Source organism: Methylovorus sp. MP688 (assembly GCF_000183115.1).
In the GTDB taxonomy this organism is placed as follows: Bacteria; Pseudomonadota; Gammaproteobacteria; order Burkholderiales; family Methylophilaceae; genus Methylovorus; species Methylovorus glucosotrophus.
The window spans coordinates 1,559,766-1,579,895 of record NC_014733.1 but is presented as its reverse complement, the minus strand read 5'-3'; the positions used below and the strand labels follow the sequence as shown (position 1 = coordinate 1,579,895).

Annotated in this window: 15 protein-coding genes and 3 tRNA genes; 14 read left to right on the top strand and 4 right to left on the bottom strand. The window is 52.5% G+C overall.

Annotated features, from left to right (window positions below):
• Window positions 1-462: 462 nt before the first annotated feature.
• The 14 genes from MPQ_RS07565 to MPQ_RS07500 all read left to right on the top strand — a co-directional run bounded on the left by MPQ_RS07565 (window position 463) and on the right by MPQ_RS07500 (window position 15,530).
• A complete protein-coding gene (locus tag MPQ_RS07565; protein ID WP_041362166.1) occupies window positions 463-774 on the top strand; it encodes a hypothetical protein in 312 nt (103 codons plus the stop codon).
• A 66-nt stretch (window positions 775-840) separates the two neighbouring features.
• Complete coding sequence (locus MPQ_RS07560) at window positions 841-1,311, top strand: hypothetical protein (RefSeq protein ID WP_015830154.1); 471 nt, start codon at window positions 841-843, stop codon at window positions 1,309-1,311.
• On the top strand, window positions 1,311-1,826 hold the full coding sequence (locus tag MPQ_RS07555; RefSeq protein ID WP_041362164.1) for a hypothetical protein: 516 nt from the start codon (window positions 1,311-1,313) through the stop codon (window positions 1,824-1,826). The genes MPQ_RS07560 and MPQ_RS07555 overlap by 1 nt, the downstream gene beginning before the upstream one ends.
• Before the next feature lie 13 nt (window positions 1,827-1,839).
• Window positions 1,840-5,541: a hypothetical protein gene (locus MPQ_RS07550; RefSeq protein ID WP_013442320.1), complete on the top strand. Its 3,702-nt coding sequence runs from the start codon at window positions 1,840-1,842 to the stop codon at window positions 5,539-5,541.
• Between the two features lie 167 nt (window positions 5,542-5,708).
• Complete coding sequence (locus tag MPQ_RS07545) at window positions 5,709-6,725, top strand: site-specific integrase (RefSeq protein ID WP_013442319.1); 1,017 nt, start codon at window positions 5,709-5,711, stop codon at window positions 6,723-6,725.
• A gap of 134 nt (window positions 6,726-6,859) precedes the next feature.
• A tRNA-Leu gene (locus MPQ_RS07540) sits at window positions 6,860-6,944 on the top strand.
• Window positions 6,945-6,975: 31 nt separating this feature from the next.
• A complete protein-coding gene (gene tig, locus MPQ_RS07535) occupies window positions 6,976-8,277 on the top strand; it encodes a trigger factor (protein ID WP_013442318.1) in 1,302 nt (433 codons plus the stop codon).
• On the top strand, window positions 8,277-8,903 hold the full coding sequence (gene clpP, locus MPQ_RS07530; RefSeq protein WP_013442317.1) for an ATP-dependent Clp endopeptidase proteolytic subunit ClpP: 627 nt from the start codon (window positions 8,277-8,279) through the stop codon (window positions 8,901-8,903). Before tig ends, clpP begins: the two co-directional genes overlap by 1 nt.
• 34 nt (window positions 8,904-8,937) lie before the next feature.
• Window positions 8,938-10,209 (top strand): ATP-dependent Clp protease ATP-binding subunit ClpX, encoded by a 1,272-nt coding sequence (clpX, locus tag MPQ_RS07525; protein WP_013442316.1) that lies wholly within the window; start codon window positions 8,938-8,940, stop codon window positions 10,207-10,209.
• 169 nt (window positions 10,210-10,378) lie between these two features.
• A complete protein-coding gene (lon, locus tag MPQ_RS07520; RefSeq protein WP_013442315.1) occupies window positions 10,379-12,814 on the top strand; it encodes an endopeptidase La in 2,436 nt (811 codons plus the stop codon).
• A 103-nt stretch (window positions 12,815-12,917) separates the two neighbouring features.
• Window positions 12,918-13,190 (top strand): HU family DNA-binding protein, encoded by a 273-nt coding sequence (locus MPQ_RS07515; RefSeq protein WP_013442314.1) that lies wholly within the window; start codon window positions 12,918-12,920, stop codon window positions 13,188-13,190.
• A gap of 23 nt (window positions 13,191-13,213) precedes the next feature.
• Window positions 13,214-13,289 (top strand) — tRNA-Val (locus tag MPQ_RS07510).
• Between the two features lie 56 nt (window positions 13,290-13,345).
• Window positions 13,346-13,422, top strand: a tRNA-Asp gene (locus tag MPQ_RS07505).
• A gap of 209 nt (window positions 13,423-13,631) precedes the next feature.
• The gene (locus tag MPQ_RS07500; protein WP_013442313.1) at window positions 13,632-15,530 is read left to right on the top strand and encodes a SurA N-terminal domain-containing protein; all 1,899 of its coding nucleotides are present in this window, start codon (window positions 13,632-13,634) and stop codon (window positions 15,528-15,530) included.
• A 167-nt stretch (window positions 15,531-15,697) separates the two neighbouring features.
• Here MPQ_RS07500 and MPQ_RS07495 read toward each other — a convergent pair whose 3' ends face one another.
• The 4 genes from MPQ_RS07495 to MPQ_RS07480 all read right to left on the bottom strand — a co-directional run bounded on the left by MPQ_RS07495 (window position 15,698) and on the right by MPQ_RS07480 (window position 20,078).
• Window positions 15,698-16,483: an enoyl-ACP reductase gene (locus MPQ_RS07495; RefSeq protein WP_013442312.1), complete on the bottom strand. Its 786-nt coding sequence runs from the start codon at window positions 16,481-16,483 to the stop codon at window positions 15,698-15,700.
• A 104-nt stretch (window positions 16,484-16,587) separates the two neighbouring features.
• Entirely contained in the window at window positions 16,588-17,424 is an 837-nt protein-coding gene (locus MPQ_RS07490) for an ABC transporter permease (RefSeq protein ID WP_013442311.1), read from the bottom strand.
• Between the two features lie 2 nt (window positions 17,425-17,426).
• Window positions 17,427-18,443, bottom strand: coding sequence for an ABC transporter permease (locus MPQ_RS07485; RefSeq protein ID WP_013442310.1), 1,017 nt, complete (start codon window positions 18,441-18,443; stop codon window positions 17,427-17,429).
• 9 nt (window positions 18,444-18,452) lie between these two features.
• Window positions 18,453-20,078, bottom strand: coding sequence for a peptide-binding protein (locus tag MPQ_RS07480; protein ID WP_041362161.1), 1,626 nt, complete (start codon window positions 20,076-20,078; stop codon window positions 18,453-18,455).
• Window positions 20,079-20,130 lie beyond the last annotated feature (52 nt).

Genomic DNA, 20,130 nt, shown 5'->3' with positions numbered 1-20,130 from the left:
ACACCATAGTAGATCACACAAGAGTAATAGACCTGAAGTCTCCCACTGAGGAACACTTTAAGTAATCTCAAGCTTTGGCTCAGTGTACTCTTCAGGCTACACCTTATAGGGTTGGTTATCTTCGATAGGTACCAACCAATTAAAGCAACACTTAAAGAGCGCTCTAATACGCTTATTACCTTTGGTACCCATTCTCTTGGGTACTAAACAATAGGTACACCTGTACCAATATACTCCCCAGCACCGTAGTCCTTTCCCCGTCATCCCAATACCCTCTGAGGCTTCTGCAAAGGGGCCTTAAACACACTGTATTCACCGCCAAATGCATTGGCCTAAGTGCAGCTATACGCACGCCTAAAGTTTTTGTATTGGCGTCAGTGTTGAGGTGGGTTTGTATGGGGTGGATTGCTGTTGCTGGTGGGTACTTTTTCCATGAATCACTCATCTAAGAAAGGTAACACCATGACCCCTGAATTATTACCCTGCCCCATGTGCAACGCTCTTCAAGACAAGCGCTCAACCCGCACCAAGTTTAAATGCAGAATATGCAGAGAGTGGCTTGAGCTGGACCCCACTATGACCTTCTTTCAAAGCTTCGATGCAAGGCAGAGGGCAGAAAAAGAACGCAAGGCCCTTTGGCTTGAGAGGGAGGTCCAGAAGGTTCTACACCGCTATGACTCTTGGGATGAGGCAGAGGCAGCGGTAAGGCTTGATAGAGGTATGAAGCCAGCACCGCCCGCAAGAGGCACAAAGTACTTCCCGGTAGAACGCTAATCACCCAACCGCCGTCAGGGGTGCATAGCCCCACCTATCCCAATAACACAGAAAGACACAATCACTATGATACATACACAAATCACCATCATGAGCCATGAAGACATCCTAGCCATGGCCTCAAGCATCAGCTCTATGGACGCTCAGGCAATCAAGGTAACCAGCGGGAAGCAGCCGCTAGAATCGCTTCTAGATTCCTTTGAGGTATCTGCCTATGGCTGGTCCTTAAAGACAGCCTCAGGGCAGCTTATAGCGCTCCTGGGGCTAGTGCCTGTACCCAATCAGAAGAGGCAAGCTATCCCTTGGATAGTGGGTACGGATTCCTTCTATGCTGACACTCAAAGTGTCCTTAAGGATTGCCGTGAGATCGTGAAGGCAATGCTTACCTTGTACCCCCGGTTATACAACTTCATTGATGCCAGGCATGAGGAGGGCATAGGGCTTGTCCAGAAGCTGGGCTTCAAGCTGGGAGAGGCGTCTATTGAATACAGTCCCCGCCAAGTTAAGTTAATCCCATTCACCAAGGAGCGTAAATAATGTGTGAACCAACCACGGCAGCACTAGCTATTGCGGCTATGTCGGCAGCTCAAGCCGGACTCACTTATGTACAGGGTACACAAGCAGCTAAGGCTCAGTCTGACGCTATCGAGGACAGCGCCAAGCTTCAGCTAGAGACTAACGCAGAGCAGCAACAGCAAATCTCTAAGCAAGCCATTGATGAAATGTCAGCCCGTGCCCGAGAGGCCACGATTGAGCGGGGTAGGCTTAAAGCCATCCAAGGGGAATCAGGCCTTATGGGTAACTCTCAAGACCGAGTAATGAATGAGAGCTACTTCAATGAAGGTGCGGACATGGCCTCCATAGAGAGCAACCGTAAGGCTTCCCTTAAGCAAGCGCAGCTAGAAGCCAAGGGCATTGCCTCAGGCGCTCAGTCTCAGATGAACACTATCAAGCGCCCATCCCTGATAGGTACAGGGCTTCAGATAGGCGCAGCAGGAGTGCAGGGGTACACCTCATATAAGATAGCCAAAGATTCGGCTAAGTCTCAATAGAAGGAAAATTCTAATGGATGATTTAATTACGCAGGACCTACAAAGCTCTTCAACCGAGCGTTTAAAGCCCAGCCGCGAAGAAATGATTAGAAGGCTCGAAGAACTTGCAGCAATGGAAGAAGCTGACTCCCAGCCTACTCCCAGCGTAGCTGGCGAAGCCGTTAAAGCTGTAGCTGGAGGTGTCCGTGACGGCATCACCGAAGTAGCCCATACGATTGATGAAGCTGCCACATGGCTCAACACTAACCTGATTGACCTCCGTGTAGGCGACCGCAGCACTCCACCAGCCACAGGCCAAGCTCTAGGCTTCCAAGGGGACGCACTCCCCGAGGTACCTCAGAACCAGACCACCGCTGGCAAGATGGGCCGGTCAGTCTTCCAGTTCATCCCTGAGTTCATTGGGGCTAACAAGGCCCTGGCTGTAACAAAGCTGGGTACCGCTGTAAAAGGCATGGCCGCTGGTGCAGCCGCTGACTTCTCAGGCTTTGACCCGCACGAGGCCCGGCTCTCCAATCTCGTCCTTGAGTTCACCGATGGCAACCCTATCGTAGGTCAAGAGGTATTCAAGTACCTCGCCGCTGACCCGACCGATAGCAATGCCGAAGGCCGCTTTAAGAACGCCATTGAGGGCATGGGCCTAGGGCTTGCAGCAGAGGGCCTTATCAAAGGCTTTAAGGCAACCCGAGCCTACTTCAAGGCCAAGGGCGATGATAGCTTCCTGAGTCGATTGCAGACGCGGGAAGGCCTAGATACACCCATGGGCGCACAGGGGGAGCAATCCCTATCAGATCAGATTGACGAGCTGCAAGGCTTCAAGAAGGCTGAGGCAGAACCTCCAGTAGCCGCAAGTACCGACGAAGCAGACATGGCCGCAGATGATGCGCTGGCCGCTAAGATGCAAGCCGAGTACGACGCTGGGGTACAGCCTAAGGAAACACCTGAAGTTGATGTTGAAGGTACGCCCAAAGCTGAGCCTGAAGTAACACCTGAAGCCCAGCCCAAGGCAGAAGCGCCTCAAGCCGAACCTACACCAGCTCCGAAGCCTAAGGAATACGACCCTATAGCTAAGAAGCTGGCCCAGCCTGAGTACGCTTCCATTGCCCCGGTAATCCGCAAAGCTGCCCCTAAGATCAGCCAAGCCAAGGTCACTGAGCTGATGGACGCCGCGCAGTCCGGTACCCTGAAGGACTTGGCCGATAAGGTAGACCCTTCGGACTTCAACTTCGACCGGATGGATTCTGCCGAGGATGTGCAGAACCTTATCGACGCCACCAGCAAGGTATTCGAGAAAGAGATAAACCTTGCCAAGGGTGGTACCCAATCCTTTGAGCAGATACAGGAGCTGGCCGACACTCTAGGAACCAGCACCAAGTCCCTCAAGGAACTCTATGGGGATACCGCCAACCTGTCCGGGCGCGTTACCGCTAACCGGGCACTCCTGGCAGCGTCCGCTAAGAGAACCGCTGAGCTGGCTTCAAGTGCAGCTTCAGGTGACTCTATGGCGCTCCTGGCTTTCCGTAAGCAAGTCATGCTGCATAGCACCATCCAAGCGCAAATGAAGGGCGTACAGACAGAAGTAGCCCGTGCACTGTCAGCCATGCGTATTCAATCCAAAGCCTCCGGCCTAGTGTTGAATGAAGTGGACGACCTCCTGAGTTCTTTAGGTGGGCGTGAAGTGAACCTTGAGTTTGCCAAGAAGCTGGCCTCCACTACAGACCCAGCCAAGATTGCAGCTATGACCCGCAAGGGTGCCATGGCCCGTACCCAAGATGCTGTATTTGAAATGTGGGTAAACGGGGTACTGTCTGGCCCAGCAACACATGCAACCAACGCTTTAGGCAACACCTTGGTAGGCCTTATGTCTGTAGCTGAGCGGGGCACTACCGCTGCTGTAGGTAAGGTATTCCGTGGCGGGGCACAGGATCGTGTAGAGCTGGGAGAGCTTCAGGCTCAACTCTTCGGTATGGTCTCAGGCCTCAAGGATGTGTTCTCCATTACAGGGGAGGGCATCAAGGCGCTGACTCAGGCCACCGGCCAAGCACTCACCGGCAACCTAGGGACCGCTAAGGACATCCTCAAGACAGCAGAGGGGGAGTTTGGCAACGCCTATAAGGCATTCGCCTATGACACGCCAATCATGGACAACGCGCTGTACGGTACCAAGGAGTTCCAGCTCCAGACTCCGGCCATATCGGCTGAAGGCTTAGGCCTGGACGTTAACGCTTGGTATGCCTCCGTGGCCGATGTTCTAGGTACCCTCGTGCGTACCCCTGGTCGCGTCCTGACGACTACCGATGAAGTCTTCAAGGCCATGCACTACCAAGGCGAATTGAAGGCTCAGGCGTACCGCCAAGCACGCTCAGAGGGACTTGAAGGGCAAGCTGTCATTGACCGTATCGGGGAGCTTGTAACTAACCGAGAGGCGCCCTTGAATGGCGACCCGTTATCCGCTATGGCGCTGGATGCTGCCCGTAAGGGTACCTTCACGAACAGCCTAGGGGACGGCGGTAAGGCGGTACAAATGGCTGTCTCTAAGATACCTGGGGCACGCTATATATTCCCCTTCATCCGCACCCCGGCCAATATCATGAACTACGTATGGGAGCGTACCCCCGTGCTGAATCGCCTTAACAAGCAAGTGATGGAGGACTACAAGGCTGGTGGCGTAAGGCGTGATACCGCTGTAGCTAAGACCGCGATAGGTGGAGCAATCTACGCTATGGCCGCTCAGCTCGCCTCTGAAGGTGTCATTGTGGGAGGCTTGGAGCAGAACGCTACAGCCGAGAAGCTAGCAGGACAACAAGCCTACTCAGTCAAGATCGGCGACACGTACTACTCGTTCAATAAGCTTGACCCGCTGGGCATGATGATGGGCCTAGCTGCTGACTTTACGGCATTGTCGGGGAACATATCTCAGGACAAGAGCAACGATACAGCAGCAGCCATGATTACGGCCTTGTCCAACAACCTGCTGTCCAAGTCCTACCTCAGCTCAGTCTCGGAGTTGTTCACTGCGATTGAGTCCGCTCGCCGCCTGGGTACCAGCGACCCACTGGCCCGGTACCTTGATCGCCAAGCAGCTTCCTTCATTCCGTTCTCTTCAGCCGTCCGTACCGCTCGCCGGGAAGACGACCCAACAGTGCGTGAAGTGTGGGACCTGATGGACACCTTGAAGAACTCTGTACCTGGCTTTAGCAAGGACCTGCCGCCACGCCGGAATGTCTTTGGCGAGCCTGTAGTGTACGGAGGGGGCTTAGGGCCTGACATGGCTTCCCCAATCTACACCTCGGTAGAGTCCGACAATCCCGCAGCACAGGAGATTGCGCGGCTCAACGTGGACTTACAGCTTCCCCCTAGAGCAATCGGCGGAGGTAATGGTAGACCATCCTTAGACCTAACCCATGAGCAGTACGACCGCTATTTGGCTCTGGCAGGGAATGAGGCAAAGGTATTTGAAGGGAAAGGCTTCAAGGACTACCTCACTGACTATGTGCAGACGCCGGAGTACCTGGACCTCTCAGATGATGCAGAAGAGTATGAAGGCAGTAAGACATTAATCATCAAGACCCTTTATGCAAAGGCAAAGCAAGTTGGGATGCTTATGATGTTAGAGGAGTTTCCCGGCCTGAAGGAACGCTATCTCAAGAATATTGAGAACGGCGGTAGGGCTTTAGGTGGGCAACCAATCCTAGACCTGTACGGCATCGAGCAGTAAACCACGGCCTCTCTTGGAGCAATCCTTGAGGGGCCTTTTTTTGATGTCTAGTGGCGCTGGTGGGTTTGAAATTGAATACAATCGAAGGTAGCAAGTTACAAGGTTGTATTTCACTCAATCAACAAGAGAGAAGGAGGTTTTTCAACAGCAAGTAGAAGGAGGTACCCATGTTAGTCTTACGTAACGGAATCTGGCAGATTCACTTGATGAAGCCCGACGGCTCTAAGCTCAGGCAATCATCAAAGACGGCTGATAAGGTTCTGGCACAGAAGCTACATGACAAAATCTCTACCGAGCTATGGGAGGGTCGATGGATTGACCGTAACCAGAGCGGGAATATGACCCTAGATGCAGCATTCGATAAGGTCATGGCCCAGCGGTGGGAGAAGCAACGCTCTTGGTTTAGCGTCATTCACAATTACAACCGATTCAAGAAGTATCTCAAGGGCAGCACCAAGCTCTCTGAGATTACCCGCTCCCGCTTGTGGGAGGTGATAGGGGAGATGCGTGAGGACGAGTATACCGATGGCACCATTAATCGTTCTATGGCGGTCATATCGACTATCCTGAAGACGGCTAGGGATGATTGGGAAGTGATCGAGAAGATACCCAAGGTTCCTCTGCTGAAGGTCGGGCGTGGGAGAATGCGCTGGCTTAAGGACGATGAAGAGTTACCCTTCCTTGAATGGTTTCGTAAGCAAGGGGACCACGACATGGTAGACCTGATCGAAGTATTGCTAGAGACAGGATGCCGTGTATCTGAAATCCTCAGGCTCAAGGACACAGACGTTCATATCAATGAGCGGAGGTTGTACCTAGGAATCACCAAAAGCGGGGAAGAGGAGTACCAGCCGCTGTCAGAATATGCTTTGCAGATATTCCTACGGCGTTATAAAATCGGAGTCCCGCCGTTCGAGGGGGTGTCTAGATGGGGAGCTTTAAGCCGCTTTCAGACAGCCAAGCGACACCTAGGGTACGCCGATGACCACGAGCTAGTCCTACACACAATGAGACACACCTGCGCTAGTCGCTTGGTTCAAAGTGGAGTGGACCTAAAGCGGGTCCAAGAGTACATGAGGCATAAGGACATCAATACCACCTTGATCTATGCCAAGTTGTCCTCCGAGGAAAACGCTAAGACAGCCTCAGTATTTGATAAGAGGCGCAGTGGTAATCGTAAGTAGTAAGTGTGTCTATTTTGTGTCTTTTACATGCACAAATTTGACACAGGTGTTATAAGTATACAGGTGGGGGTTAAGCCCAAGATTACCAAATAAGTGCATGTTTTTTAATGACTTAAGCATGCATTTTGACACAGGCGAAAGTGGCGGAATTGGTAGACGCACTGGATTTAGGTTCCAGCGCCGCAAGGCGTGAGAGTTCGAGTCTCTCCTTTCGCACCAGACAACTTCTTTAGTTTTTAAGGAATACAGCATGGCAGCAACCGTTGAAACCATCAGCAATCTCGAGCGCCGCATTACCGTTTCGGTGCCACTGAAGCCTATCGAGGAAGAAGTGACTCAGCGGATCAATCGTTTGGCCAGAACCGCCAAGCTGCCAGGTTTCCGCCCAGGCAAGGTGCCAATGAAGCTGGTTTATCAGCAATACGGTGCCCAGGTGCGCGATGAGGTGTTTTCGGGTGCCGTTGAGCGCACATTTACCGAGGCTGTTCAAGAGAATAAGCTGCGTGTTGCCGGCTACCCAAATATTGAGCCCAAGCAATCCGAAGGTGGTGAGCATTTTGAGTATGTGGCTACCTTTGAAGTGTTCCCTGAATTTGAAATTGGTGACTTGAGCAAGGTCAAAATCGAACGTCCTGTTCTTGAAATCGGTGAAGCCGATGTCAAAAAAACTACGGATGTTCTGCTCAAGCAGCGTGCTACTTACGAGCCAGTGAAGCGTGCTTCCAAAAAGGGCGATAAAGTGAATATCGCGCTGCGTGCCCTGATTGATGGCAATGAAGTCGAGCGTACTTCTGAGCAGGGCCTGGACCTGATCCTGGGTGAAGGTGGCCGCGTGGCTGAGTTCGACGATCAACTGATCGGTAACAAGGTGGGCAGCCAGAAAACATTTGATATTTCCTATCCAGCAGACCACAAGCCGGAACAATTGGCTGGCAAGACGGTCACTTATGAAGTGACGTTCAATACTGTTCAACAAGCCAAGCTGCCTGAGTTGGATGCTGACTTCGCCCGTGGTCTGGGTGTGGAAGATGGCGATGTTGAAAAGATGAAGGCTGAAATCAAGCAAAGCCTGGAGCAGGAAGTTGCCAAGCGCGTGCGTGCCAAGGTGAAAGAGCAAGTATTCCAGGCGCTGATCGAGAATGTAGCGCTTGAATTGCCGAAAGCGATTATTGAAGCAGAAACCAATCGCGTCATGCAGGCTACCCAGAACAATCTGCAACAGCGTGGTGTGGATGTGAGCACGGTTACCCTTGATCCTGCCATGTTTGAAGAGCAAGCCAAGCGTAACGCCAGTCTGCGTCTTATCCTGTCTGAGCTGGTGAACAAGAATTCATTGCAGGCCAATGCCGAGCAAGTGCGTGCCATGGTTGATCAGTTTGCGCAGAGCTTTGAGCGTCCTGAAGATGTCGTTCGTTGGTACTACGATGATCCCAAGCGTCTGGATGAGCCAGCTTCTTTGGCTACCGAAGAAAACGTGGTTAACTGGGTATTGCAGTCTGCCAAAGTGAGCGACAAGAAGGTTAAATTTGACGATTTGATGGGGAATGCTTAATGAGCATGCAAAGTCAGTGGGAACCGCAAGGCCTGGGGTATATCCCCATGGTGATCGAGCAAAGTGGGCGTGGTGAGCGTGCATACGACATCTACTCCCGCTTGTTGCGCGAGCGTGTGATTTTTCTGGTAGGGCCGGTGAATGACATGACTGCCAACCTGGTGGTCGCGCAATTGCTGTTTCTGGAAGCGGAAAATCCAGACAAGGATATCTCGCTCTACATCAATTCCCCTGGCGGCTCAGTCACGGCAGGCATGGCCATTTACGACACCATGCAGTTCATCAAGCCGGATGTAAGTACGCTTTGTATCGGTCAGGCTGCCAGCATGGGTGCCTTGTTGCTGACGGCAGGCGCTAAAGACAAGCGTTTTTGCCTGCCCAACTCGCGCGTGATGATTCACCAGCCCCTTGGCGGTTTCCAAGGCCAGGCCTCCGATATCGAAATTCACGCCAAAGAGATTCTTTACCTGCGTGAAAAGCTCAACCTGATTCTTGCCAGCCACACTGGTCAGCCAGTCGATGTTATCGAGCGCGATACGGATCGTGATAATTTTATGAGCGCGCAACAGTCCGTCAACTACGGCTTGGTCGACAAGGTGATTGCAAGTCGTACTGATGCCGCTTAAGATGGTGTCGTGCGTTTCAGATTAGGATAGTTTCATGACTAAAGAAGCCGAAGGCGAAAAGTTACTATATTGCTCGTTCTGCGGTAAAAGCCAGCACGAAGTCAGAAAGCTGATTGCCGGTCCATCCGTATTCATCTGCGATGAGTGCGTGGATCTTTGCAATGACATCATTCGTGAAGAAGTGCAGGGCGACAGCGGCCTGAAGCCTAATGGCGACCTGCCTACTCCCAAAGAAATCTGCAATATCCTTGACCAGTACGTTATCGGTCAAACCCAGGCCAAGAAAAACCTGGCAGTAGCGGTATACAACCACTACAAGCGTCTGGACCAGTCCGCGACCAAAGACAAGGATGAGGTTGAGATTGCCAAGAGTAACATTCTGGTCATTGGCCCAACAGGCTCGGGTAAAACCTTGCTGGCTCAGACTCTCGCACGTCTTCTGGATGTGCCGTTTGTCATGGCTGATGCCACCACGCTGACCGAAGCAGGCTATGTGGGCGAAGATGTTGAAAACATCATGCAAAAACTTTTGCAAAAATGCGACTACGACATCGAAAAAGCCCAGCGCGGTATTGTATATATCGATGAAATCGACAAGATTTCCCGTAAATCCGACAATCCTTCCATCACCCGTGATGTATCGGGCGAGGGCGTGCAACAAGCCCTGCTTAAGCTGATCGAAGGTACGGTTGCTTCAGTTCCTCCACAAGGTGGTCGCAAGCATCCCAATCAGGAATTTGTGCAGCTGGATACCACCAACATCCTGTTCATTTGCGGTGGCGCATTTGATGGTCTGGACAAGATCATTCGCCGTCGCTCGGAAAAGGGCGGCATTGGTTTCGGCGCTGAAGTGAAGAGCAAGGATGATCTGCGCGAAGTCGGCGAAGTATTGCGTGAAGTTGAACCGGAAGATCTGATCAAGTTTGGGCTGATTCCTGAGTTTGTTGGCCGTTTGCCCGCCATTGCCACTCTGGAATCGCTGGACGAAGACGCCTTGATGAAGATTCTGGTTGAGCCCAAGAATGCACTGACCAAGCAATATGCCAAGCTGTTCAAGATGGAAGGCGTGGAACTCGAGTTCCGTGAATCTGCTCTGCGCCTGATCTCCAAGAAAGCATTGGAACGCAAAACAGGCGCTCGTGGCCTGCGCTCCATCATGGAGCACGCTTTGCTTGAGATCATGTTTGACCTGCCTTCCATTTCCAACCTCACCAAAGTGGTTGTCGATGAGGGTGTCGTTCGAGGCAATAATCCTCCCATCATGATTTACTCCGAGGAAGCTCGGACTGCAGAATCCGCCAGCTAACTGGCCGGTATGGTGGCGGGAGCCAGGCGATTGTCTGCTCCCGCGCCTCACGTTCTTTCGCATCATGCTTTTTTCGTACTGGCTCTTGAAGCGCCGGTGTTCGCCCCCAATTGACTAACATACGCGCACGGTATGTTGCTGTGCGCGGCCAACACTGAAGGTTTCCTCAATGACTGATCAAGAATTGCCAGTTTTCTCCGCTGATTCCGGTTTGATGCCGCTTCTGCCGCTGCGCGATGTGGTGGTCTATCCTCATCTGGTTATCCCCCTGTTTGTCGGTCGGGCCAAGTCCGTCAGAGCGCTTGAACTCGCTTCCGAAAATAACAAAGAAATTTTGCTGGTTGCCCAGAAATCCCCCAACAAAGACGAGCCAGATGCGGCGGATCTGTATGAGGTGGGCACCATTGCTACGGTTCTGCAAATGCTTAAGCTGCCTGACGGCACCGTCAAGGTGCTGGTTGAAGGCGTTGATCGCGCCCGCGTTACCGAGTTTGTGGAAACGCAGGATTGCTTTGCGGCCAAGGCTGTGCGCATTGAAAATGACGCCGAAGATGACAGCGAAACCCAGGCTTTGATGCGGACTGTGTTTACCCAGTTTGATCAGTACGTAAAACTGAACAAAAAGATTCCTCCTGAGATTCTGACTTCACTGGCAACCATTGACGATGCAGGTCGTCTTGCAGATACCATTACCGCCCATCTCACCCTCAAGCTTGAGGAAAAGCAGCGCATTCTCGAAATGTTCAGCGTATCTGCACGTCTGGAGCATTTGCTGAGCCTGCTTGAGTCTGAAATTGACATTCTGCAAGTCGAGAAGCGTATTCGTGGCCGCGTGAAGCGCCAGATGGAAAAGAGCCAGCGTGAGTACTATCTGAATGAACAGGTGAAGGCTATCCAGAAAGAGCTGGGCGAGCAGGATGAGAGCGTTGAGCTCGACGAGCTCGAGCTGCGCATCAAAGCGGCCAAAATGACCAAGGAAGCCACCGCTAAAGCCAACGCTGAGCTGAAGAAGCTCAAGATGATGTCGCCTATGTCGGCAGAGGCGACGGTGGTCCGCAACTACATCGAAACCCTGGTGAATCTGCCATGGAAGAAGAAAACCAAGATCAGCCAGAATCTTGGTACCGCAGAAGATATTCTGGATGCGGATCATTATGGCTTGGATAAGGTTAAAGAGCGGATTGTTGAGTATCTTGCGGTGCAACAGCGCGTGGATAAGCTCAAGGCGCCTATTCTTTGCCTGGTAGGGCCTCCTGGTGTGGGTAAAACTTCGCTAGGCCAAAGCATTGCCAAGGCAGTGAACCGCAAATTTGTGCGTATGGCACTGGGCGGTGTACGTGATGAATCCGAGATTCGTGGCCATCGTCGCACCTATATCGGCTCTATGCCTGGCAAGGTTTTGCAGAGCATGGCGAAGGTCGGCGTCAAAAATCCTTTGTTCCTGCTGGATGAAGTGGACAAGATGGGCCAAGATTTCCGCGGAGATCCATCCTCAGCCTTGCTGGAGGTATTGGATCCTGAGCAGAACCATACCTTTGTGGATCACTATGTCGAGGTCGAATATGACCTGTCGGATGTGATGTTTGTCGCTACGGCCAACTCGCTCAATATTCCTGCGCCCTTGCTGGACCGCATGGAAGTCATTCGTCTGGCTGGCTATACCGAAGATGAGAAAGTCAATATCGCGATGCGTTATCTGCTGCCCAAGCAGATCAAGACCCATGGCTTGCAGGACAGTGAAATCAGTGTTCCTGAGGCTGTGATTCGCGATGTCGTGCGTTATTACACCCGTGAGGCGGGCGTGCGCAGTCTGGATAGGGAAATCTCTAAAATCTGCCGCAAGGTAGTGAAGGAGTTATTGACCGCCAAGTCGCGCAAGCTCAAAACACCGCGCAAGATTGTGGTCAGCACTAAAAACCTCGACAAGTACCTTGGGGTTCAGCGCTATGACTATGGTGTAGCGGCCAAGGAAAACCAGGTAGGGCAGGTAACAGGTCTGGCCTGGACCGAGGTGGGCGGCGAATTGCTGACCATTGAGTCTGTCCTGTTGCCAGGCAAGGGTAAAGTTACCACTACCGGTAAGCTGGGCGAGGTGATGCAAGAGTCGATTCAGGCGGCCATGAGTGTGGTGCGTAGCCGTGCCAAGCAATTGGGAATATCGGAAGACTTCTACGAAAAGAACGACATCCATATTCACTTGCCTGAAGGTGCAACCCCCAAGGATGGCCCAAGTGCAGGTATTGCCATTACCACCGCGCTGGTTTCCATACTGGCGGGCATTCCGGTGCGTGCTGATGTTGCCATGACGGGTGAAATTACCCTGCGCGGCGAGGTGTTGCCGATTGGTGGCCTGAAGGAAAAGCTGCTGGCAGCGCATCGTGGTGGCATCAAGACAGTGTTGATCCCCGATCAGAATGTGAAAGATCTGGTGGAAATACCTGAAAACATCAAGAGTTGCCTTGAAATTCATCCGGTCAAATGGATTGAGCAAGTGCTTGAACTGGCGCTCGAACGCGTACCTCAACCCAAGGAAGAGCCTGAGGCCCTGCCTGATACCAAGGGTGAGTTGCCTGCCAAGGATGTTTCTGCAATCACAACCCACTAAGGCAATTGCCGTAAAAGCTTGACACAAGCTTTTACGGCTTGCTATAAAGCATTTCACAGGGGGATTCGGTCCTGTATTCAATAATCGTCGAAAGGGGTTATACGTGAACAAGTCTGAACTGATTGATGAAATCGCTAAGGCTGCAGGCATCTCCAAAGCTGCGGCAGGTCGTTCGTTGGATGCAACTACTGCTGCTGTTACCAAGGCATTGAAAAAAGGGGACATCGTGACCCTGATCGGCTTCGGTAGTTTCTATGTAGGTAAACGCGCGGCACGCAACGGCCGCAACCCTCGTACCGGTACCACCATCAAGATCAAGGCTGCCAATTCCCCCAAATTTAGAGCTGGCAAAGCCCTTAAGGATGCTGTAAACTAGCGTTCTTTGCTGATGAGCAAAATGGGTGCTTAGCTCAGTTGGTAGAGCGTCGCCCTTACAAGGCGAATGTCGGCGGTTCGACCCCGTCAGCACCCACCATATAATCATCAGCATCGCGATAGCAAGCTCACAGGCATGCTCCTGCGCAAGTTTTAGGAGTGGTAGTTCAGTTGGTTAGAATACCGGCCTGTCACGCCGGGGGTCGCGGGTTCGAGCCCCGTCCACTCCGCCAGAGAATCCAAAGCCCGCGTTTTTATAAACGCGGGCTTCTCTGTTTTAGCTCACCGTTTTTTTCATTTACTCCCTCCTAATCTAGCGTTTCTATGGTGGCATCAGCCGCCATTGCCATGCCGAGTATGGTATATTCTCCGATTAAGTTATTGGCTGAGAGACCCAGGTCTTGCAGCTGTTTAAGGTCATTGAAGAATAAGGCGTATCGTTATGTTGGAAGCAATTCGTGAGCGTTCTAAAAGTTGGCTTGCTAAACTTATCCTCGCTGCAGTTACCATCCCGTTTGCCATTGTTGGTATTGATACTTATCTGAGAGATGCGGGTTCCAGTGTGTCGATTGCCAAGGTAGATGGCGAGTCGATTTCCGTGCAGGAATACAATAACTCGATGCAGCGCTTGCGTAATCAATTGCAAGCAGAGGGCAAAACCGATCCATCCGTACTGGAACAGCCTGACGTCAAGCAATCCATACTTGACCGTTTGATTATCAATCGTCTGCTGAATAATGCCGTAACCAAGAGCCATTTTGCTATTGGCGACGCTGCCCTGAGTGACCACATTATTACGCTTCCCGAGTTTCAGGAAAACGGCAAGTTTTCACAGGAAACCTATGACCGTTTGCTGACCAGCAACCGGCTGACACCTTCTCAATTCGAATCCACCATGCGTACCGATCTGCTTGTCCAGCAAGCGAGAGAAGGCCTGGCTGCTCTGGCCTACCTGCCAGAACCCATCAGCAAGCAAACCCTGGCTACAGAACACCAGCAACGCGAAGTAACGATTGCTGAAATAAAGACGGCCGATTTTCTTGACCAGGTGAAGGTCGATGAAGCCCAGATCAAAGCCTACTATGATCAGCACAAAGACAAGTTCAAGGTGCCTGAGCAGGTCAAGCTTGAGTTTGTCCTGTTTTCATCCAATAACCTTATTCCGAAAGTGCAAGTATCGGATGAGGAAGTCAAAAAATACTACGACGAAAACGCTGCCAAATTTCAGGGTAACGAACAGCGTCGTGCCAGCCACATCCTGATCAGTTTCGGCGTGAGTGCGACCGCTGAAGCCAAGCAGCAGGCGAAAAAGCAGGCTGAGGAAGTATTGGCACAAGTGCGTCAACATCCTGATCAGTTTGCCGATCTTGCCAAGAAATATTCCAAGGATCCAGGCTCTGCCGAAAAGGGTGGGGATTTGGGAAGTTTTGGTCGTGGCATGATGGTGAAGCCATTTGAAGATGCCGTATTCTCGATGAAGCCTGGTGAGATCAGCAACCTGGTGGAATCCGAATTTGGTTATCACATCATCAAGCTGACCGAAATTACTGGTCAATCGCAAGGCTTCGATGCTGCCAAGCCGCAAATCAAGGCTGAGCTGCTTTACCAGAAGGCGATTGCACTGTTTGCAGAACAAGCCGAGAGCTTCAATAACATGGTCTATGAACAATCGACTAGCTTGAAACCCGTGGCCGACGCGTTTGGTTTGCAAGTGCAACATACCGACTGGATCAGCCATGCAGATGGTGCCAAGTACTTCAAGAGCGACAAGCTGATGAACATGGTATTCGCAGAAGAGGTATTAAAAGACAAGCGCAATACTGAAGCAGTGGAAGTGTCTCCCAATAACCTGATTTCGGCCCGTGTTGTCGATTACAAGCCCGCGGCTCCCCGTTCTTATGAAGAAGTGAAGGCGGGTATTGAGGGTGTGCTGAAAGCAGAGCAGGCTGCGAAGCTGGCGATTAAAAAGGGTGAAGCAGCGCTGGCAGATCTGCGTCAGGGTAAATCACCACAGCTGGACTGGATTCCACCTGTAACGATTGACCGTAGCAACGCACAAGGTCTGACAGATGTCGCCATGAACAATGCGTTCAAGATTGATGTGAGCAAGCTGCCTGCCTATGCTGGCGTGGCCGATAGCAACAAGGGCTACCTGCTGATCAAGGTGAATGGCGTGAATACTCCTCCAGCGAATGAGGATACCGATAAGGCATCCGCCCGTGAGTTGCAAGCAGCCCTGGCTTCTGAATATGTTGCTGCTTATGTGAAGTCTCTGAAAGACAAGAGCAAGATTACGGTGAATAGCCGGTTGTTGCTGAGTAGCGGAACTGGCGACCAGTAGGGTATTGTTGTCGTATCAGGCATAATAAAAAAGGCGGGGTAACCCGCCTTTTTTGTTGGCCATCGATTTCAGAGCCAAGCATGAAGCGCTCATGCTTGGACGAAAAAAACGCCCGGTAATCCGGGCGTTTTTTATTGCAGCTCTTGCACTACGAAGCCTACAAGGACTTAGTCCATGGTGCCGGCGGCTGTAATATTCATGCCGCCATCGACGTAAGTGATCTCGCCGGTGATGCCGGAAGCCAGATCGCTGCACAGGAACGCGGATGCATTGCCGACTTCTTCAATGGTGACATTGCGGCGCAGAGGGGCGTGCTTCTCGTTAAAGCCCATCATTTTGTCAAAGCCGGCAATACCGGATGCAGCCAGCGTTTTGATGGGGCCGGCAGATACCGCATTAACGCGTATGCCTTTAGGTCCCAGGCTCTGTGCCATGTAGCGGACATTGGCTTCCAGGCTGGCTTTGGCTACGCCCATGACGTTGTAGTTGGGCAGGGTGCGCTCAGCGCCCAGATAGCTGATGGTCAGCAGGCTGGCATTGCGACCTTCCATCATGGGCATGGCAGCCTTGGCCAGTGCGGCAAAGCTGTACGAGCTGATGTCGTGCGCAATGCGGAAGTATTCGCGGGTGACTGATTCCAGGTAGTCGCCATCCAGTGCAACTTTTGGTACAAAGGCAACGGAGTGGACGATGATGTCCACGCCATCCCAGTGTTTGGCCAGCGCAGGGAACAAGGCATCAATCTGGGCATCATCCGCTACATCACAGGGCAGCACGATCTTTGAATCAAAGTCGGCGGCCAGCTTGCCAACGCGCTCTTCGAATTTTTCGGTCTGATAAGTGAAGGCAAGTTCAGCGCCTTCCCGTTTCATCGCTTCAGCAATGCCATAAGCAATGGAGCGATTGCTGAGTAAGCCAACGATCAAGGCACGTTTTCCGGCTAGAAATCCCATGTGTCATCCTTAGAAATAAACTGAATAGACTGATCGCTGCAGGCATCATGCCAAGCGGTGTCGGGTATCCCGGGGATAAGCCGCCACCATGCGGATCAGATTTTTTATCGAGTATTGTTTGTGCGAGGGTCCAGCACGTCGCGCAGGCCTTCGCCGAGCAGATTATACCCTAACACGGTGAGCAGGATGGCAACGCCGGGAAACAGCGAAAGCCACCAGGCGAATTGAATGTACTCCTTGCCATCGGTGAGGATATTGCCCCACGAGGCTTGTGGTGCCTGCACACCGAGCCCGAGAAAGCTCAGCCCGGATTCCACCAGAACTGCACTGGCAACGCCCAGTACGAAGCTCACCATGATGGGCGTCAGACTATTGGGCAGCATATGGATAAAGATCATGCGGAAGTCGCGTGCGCCCAGGGTTTCCGATGCCATCACAAATTCACGCCCCCGCAAACTGAGGAATTCTGCGCGTACCAGACGGGTGACCCCCATCCAGGAGGTGAGCCCGATGACGATCATGATGTTCCAGATAGAGGGTGTCAAAAAGGCTATGACGGCCAGAATGAGGAAAAACGTGGGAATGGACAGCATGACATCGACCAGGCGCATGATGACAACGTCGACCCAGCCACGGTAATACCCTGAGATGGCGCCCAGCACTATACCGATACTAGTGGCAATGCCGACAGCCACGATGCCCACCAGCAGGGAAATGCGTGCGCCGAACAACATGCGCGAGAACACATCGCGGCCAAGACCATCTGTCCCCATGGGGTGTTGCAGGGAAGGCCCGAGGAGAATCGCTTTGACGTCGATGGCGTTGGGGTCATATGGCGCGATGAAAGGTGCCAGTATCGCCAACAGCAGAATGCCGAAAATGATGATGAAGCCACTTAAAGCCAATGGATTGCGCAAGGCCTGGCGCCATTTGTTAGGCATGGTTACATGACTCCCCGTCGCACGCGAGGATCCGCCCAGGCATAGGCGAGATCTGCGATCAGATTACCCAATAGCGTCAATGCGGACCCTATGGTCAGGATGCCCATAATGACCGGAAAGTCACGCATGAGAACGGCATCGTAAAACAGCTTGCCCATTCCGGGAATGGCAAAAATGGATTCGGCAATGACCGATCCGCCTATCAGCCCGGGAATCGCCAGGCCCAGAATCGTGATCAATGGCAGCATGGCATTGCGCAGGGCATGGCGATACACCACGGTGTTTTCAGAGAGCCCTTTTGCGCGTGCTGTGGTGATGTAATCCTGATGCAGCACATCCAGCATGCCATTTCGGATAAACAGCGAAATGCCAGCCAGCCCGCTCAGGCCTGAAATAAATACAGGAAGCGCCAGGTGGGTCAGCGTATCCCACAATTGCCCCCAGGCGCTCATCTTGTCGTGATTAAGGCTATGTATGCCGGAGATCGGCAGCCAGTCATGCACCACGCCCGTCCAGTACATTAACATCAGTGCCAACCAGAAGCCGGGAATGGCAAACCCGATAAACACAAACAGGGTAATGGCACGATCTGGTGGTCGATTCTGGGTAATGGCCGAAACCACCCCCAAAGGCACGGCGGCAAAAATAATCAGGCCGAGGCTCAAGACGTTAATCAATAAGGTAATAGGCAGTGCTTCCTGGATCATGCCCTTGATGACATTTCCCTCGGCATCTTTGGTTTCCCAGAATACGGGCTTCTGGTGTGAGGCGAAGGAAGTGCCAAAATCCAGCTTGACCATGCGTTTCAGCCAAAGCCCATATTGCACGATGACGGGTTTATCCAGATTGTATAGCTCGCGCAGCTTTTGCCGAGACTCTTCACTGGCCTTGGGATTGAAACTGGCTTCCGAATTGGTGATGTCGCCTGGCGCCAGATGCATGATCAAAAAGGAAATCAGGCTGATACCGACCAGTAGCGGCACCATCCAGAACAAGCGTTTCAAGAGATAGCGGATCATGCATGCACCTTATTGGCTGATTTCATTGCGCCGCAATGGCGGAGGTATGTACCAGTCATAGGAGTTATAACCAATGCCAGCGGGCGGGGCAGGATTATCGATGCCTTTGACGCGCTTGTGGATCGCGGGCAAGCCGTAGCCTGCATACAGGTAAACGATGGGGCTATCGGCGAGCAGGATGCTGGCAAACTCATGGTAGATTTTCATGCGCTTGTCCGGATTAAGCTCCAGCCTGCCTTGCTCCAGCAGTTTGTCCACACGCGGGTTGTTATAGCCGATGAAGTTGAATTGTCCGGGCGCCTGCTGCGAGGAATGCCATATGCTGTATTGATCGGGGTCCAGCGAAAGGCCCCATCCCAGCAATACCACATCAAAATCTCCAGTCTTGATGAAGCGGCCAATGAAGCTTGCCCATTCCATGACGCGGATATTGGCGTCTATGCCAATTTCCTTCAGGCGGCGCTGCACTAGCACCGCACTCATTTCGCGTTGCTTGTTCTGATTGGTCAGAATGTCAAAGCTCAGGCGTTTGCCATCTCGCAACAGATAGCCTTCTTTGTCGCGCCCGGTGTAGCCGGCCGCTTTCATGAGCGCAATGGCCTTGTTGGGGTCGTAAGGGTAGGGTGACAGGTCGGGATTGGTCCAGCGCGTGCCAGGTTTGTAAGGGGAGGACACGGGTTCACCCATACCTAACAATACACCATCAATCAGTTCCTGTTTGTCGATAGCGTAATTGATGGCCTGCCTGACACGGATGTCATCAAAAGGCTTGTGCTTGAGGTTAAAGCCCAGATAAGTGTAGTTGTTGCCGAGCTCTTTGTAGAGCGCAAGCTTTTGCTTCAGATCTTCCCGCGAAGGCACGATGCGTGAGTACTGAATCGGGTTCAGCGTCATCGAGTCAATATTGTCCGCCAGCAACTCCAGAAACTGCGCGGCAGGGTCCGGAATAAAGCGCGATACTAGGCGATCAATGCGCGGTGGCCCCTGCGTTGAATTGGGATTGCGCACCAGCGAAATACGTTCGCCCGGCTTCCATTCTTCCAGCTTGTAGTAATGACTGCCCACCGGCTTGAAGCGGAACGAGGTGGTATTGATATCCTGCCCCTTGAGCAGATGTTCCGGCAGTATCTGCAAGCCCGCCCAGGAATCCAGCGCGGGCGCATAAGGGTTGGCATAGCTCACTCTGAAGGTTGCCGCGTCCGGCGTTTCGGCGCGTATCACCAGCTTGTAATCCGAGCCATAGGGCGTGCGGGTATTGTCATCCGTCACCAGCTTCCATGTAAACAGGACATCTGCGCTGGTCAATGGCTTGCCATCGGCCCATTTGAGCCCAGGCTTGAGCTTGAAGGTGATGGTTTTCTGATCAGGCGATACGCTCCAGCTTTGCGCCAGCTCGCCTTGAAGTTCGAGATTTTTATCGTACTTAAGCAGGCTGTTGAAGATATTGCTGGCGACGGCTGAAGCCGCCGCTTCACCTGCAATCATGGGAATAAGCCCACTGGGTTCGCCTGCGGTGGCATCAATCAGCGTGCCGCCAGAGCTGGGAGGGTAGGATTGGTCAAAGTCAGCGGCATTGCCGCTGGGCGCTTTGCCGCAGGCGGTTATCAGCAGGCCGATGGATACCAGAATGCCCATGCGCAAGGACAGGTGTTTAAGCAAAAGCGGCCTTTCCATTAACAAGGGACTT

Coding starts and splice junctions, on each gene's coding strand:
- MPQ_RS07490 (WP_013442311.1), bottom strand. CDS start 17,424: ATGCCTAACAAATGGCGCCAGGCCTTGCGCAATCCATTGGCTTTAAGT.
- clpX (WP_013442316.1), top strand. CDS start 8,938: ATGACTAAAGAAGCCGAAGGCGAAAAGTTACTATATTGCTCGTTCTGC.
- MPQ_RS07550 (WP_013442320.1), top strand. CDS start 1,840: ATGGATGATTTAATTACGCAGGACCTACAAAGCTCTTCAACCGAGCGT.
- MPQ_RS07565 (WP_041362166.1), top strand. CDS start 463: ATGACCCCTGAATTATTACCCTGCCCCATGTGCAACGCTCTTCAAGAC.
- MPQ_RS07560 (WP_015830154.1), top strand. CDS start 841: ATGATACATACACAAATCACCATCATGAGCCATGAAGACATCCTAGCC.
- MPQ_RS07500 (WP_013442313.1), top strand. CDS start 13,632: ATGTTGGAAGCAATTCGTGAGCGTTCTAAAAGTTGGCTTGCTAAACTT.
- MPQ_RS07495 (WP_013442312.1), bottom strand. CDS start 16,483: ATGGGATTTCTAGCCGGAAAACGTGCCTTGATCGTTGGCTTACTCAGC.
- lon (WP_013442315.1), top strand. CDS start 10,379: ATGACTGATCAAGAATTGCCAGTTTTCTCCGCTGATTCCGGTTTGATG.
- MPQ_RS07485 (WP_013442310.1), bottom strand. CDS start 18,443: ATGATCCGCTATCTCTTGAAACGCTTGTTCTGGATGGTGCCGCTACTG.
- MPQ_RS07545 (WP_013442319.1), top strand. CDS start 5,709: ATGTTAGTCTTACGTAACGGAATCTGGCAGATTCACTTGATGAAGCCC.
- tig (WP_013442318.1), top strand. CDS start 6,976: ATGGCAGCAACCGTTGAAACCATCAGCAATCTCGAGCGCCGCATTACC.
- MPQ_RS07555 (WP_041362164.1), top strand. CDS start 1,311: ATGTGTGAACCAACCACGGCAGCACTAGCTATTGCGGCTATGTCGGCA.
- MPQ_RS07480 (WP_041362161.1), bottom strand. CDS start 20,078: ATGGGCATTCTGGTATCCATCGGCCTGCTGATAACCGCCTGCGGCAAA.
- clpP (WP_013442317.1), top strand. CDS start 8,277: ATGAGCATGCAAAGTCAGTGGGAACCGCAAGGCCTGGGGTATATCCCC.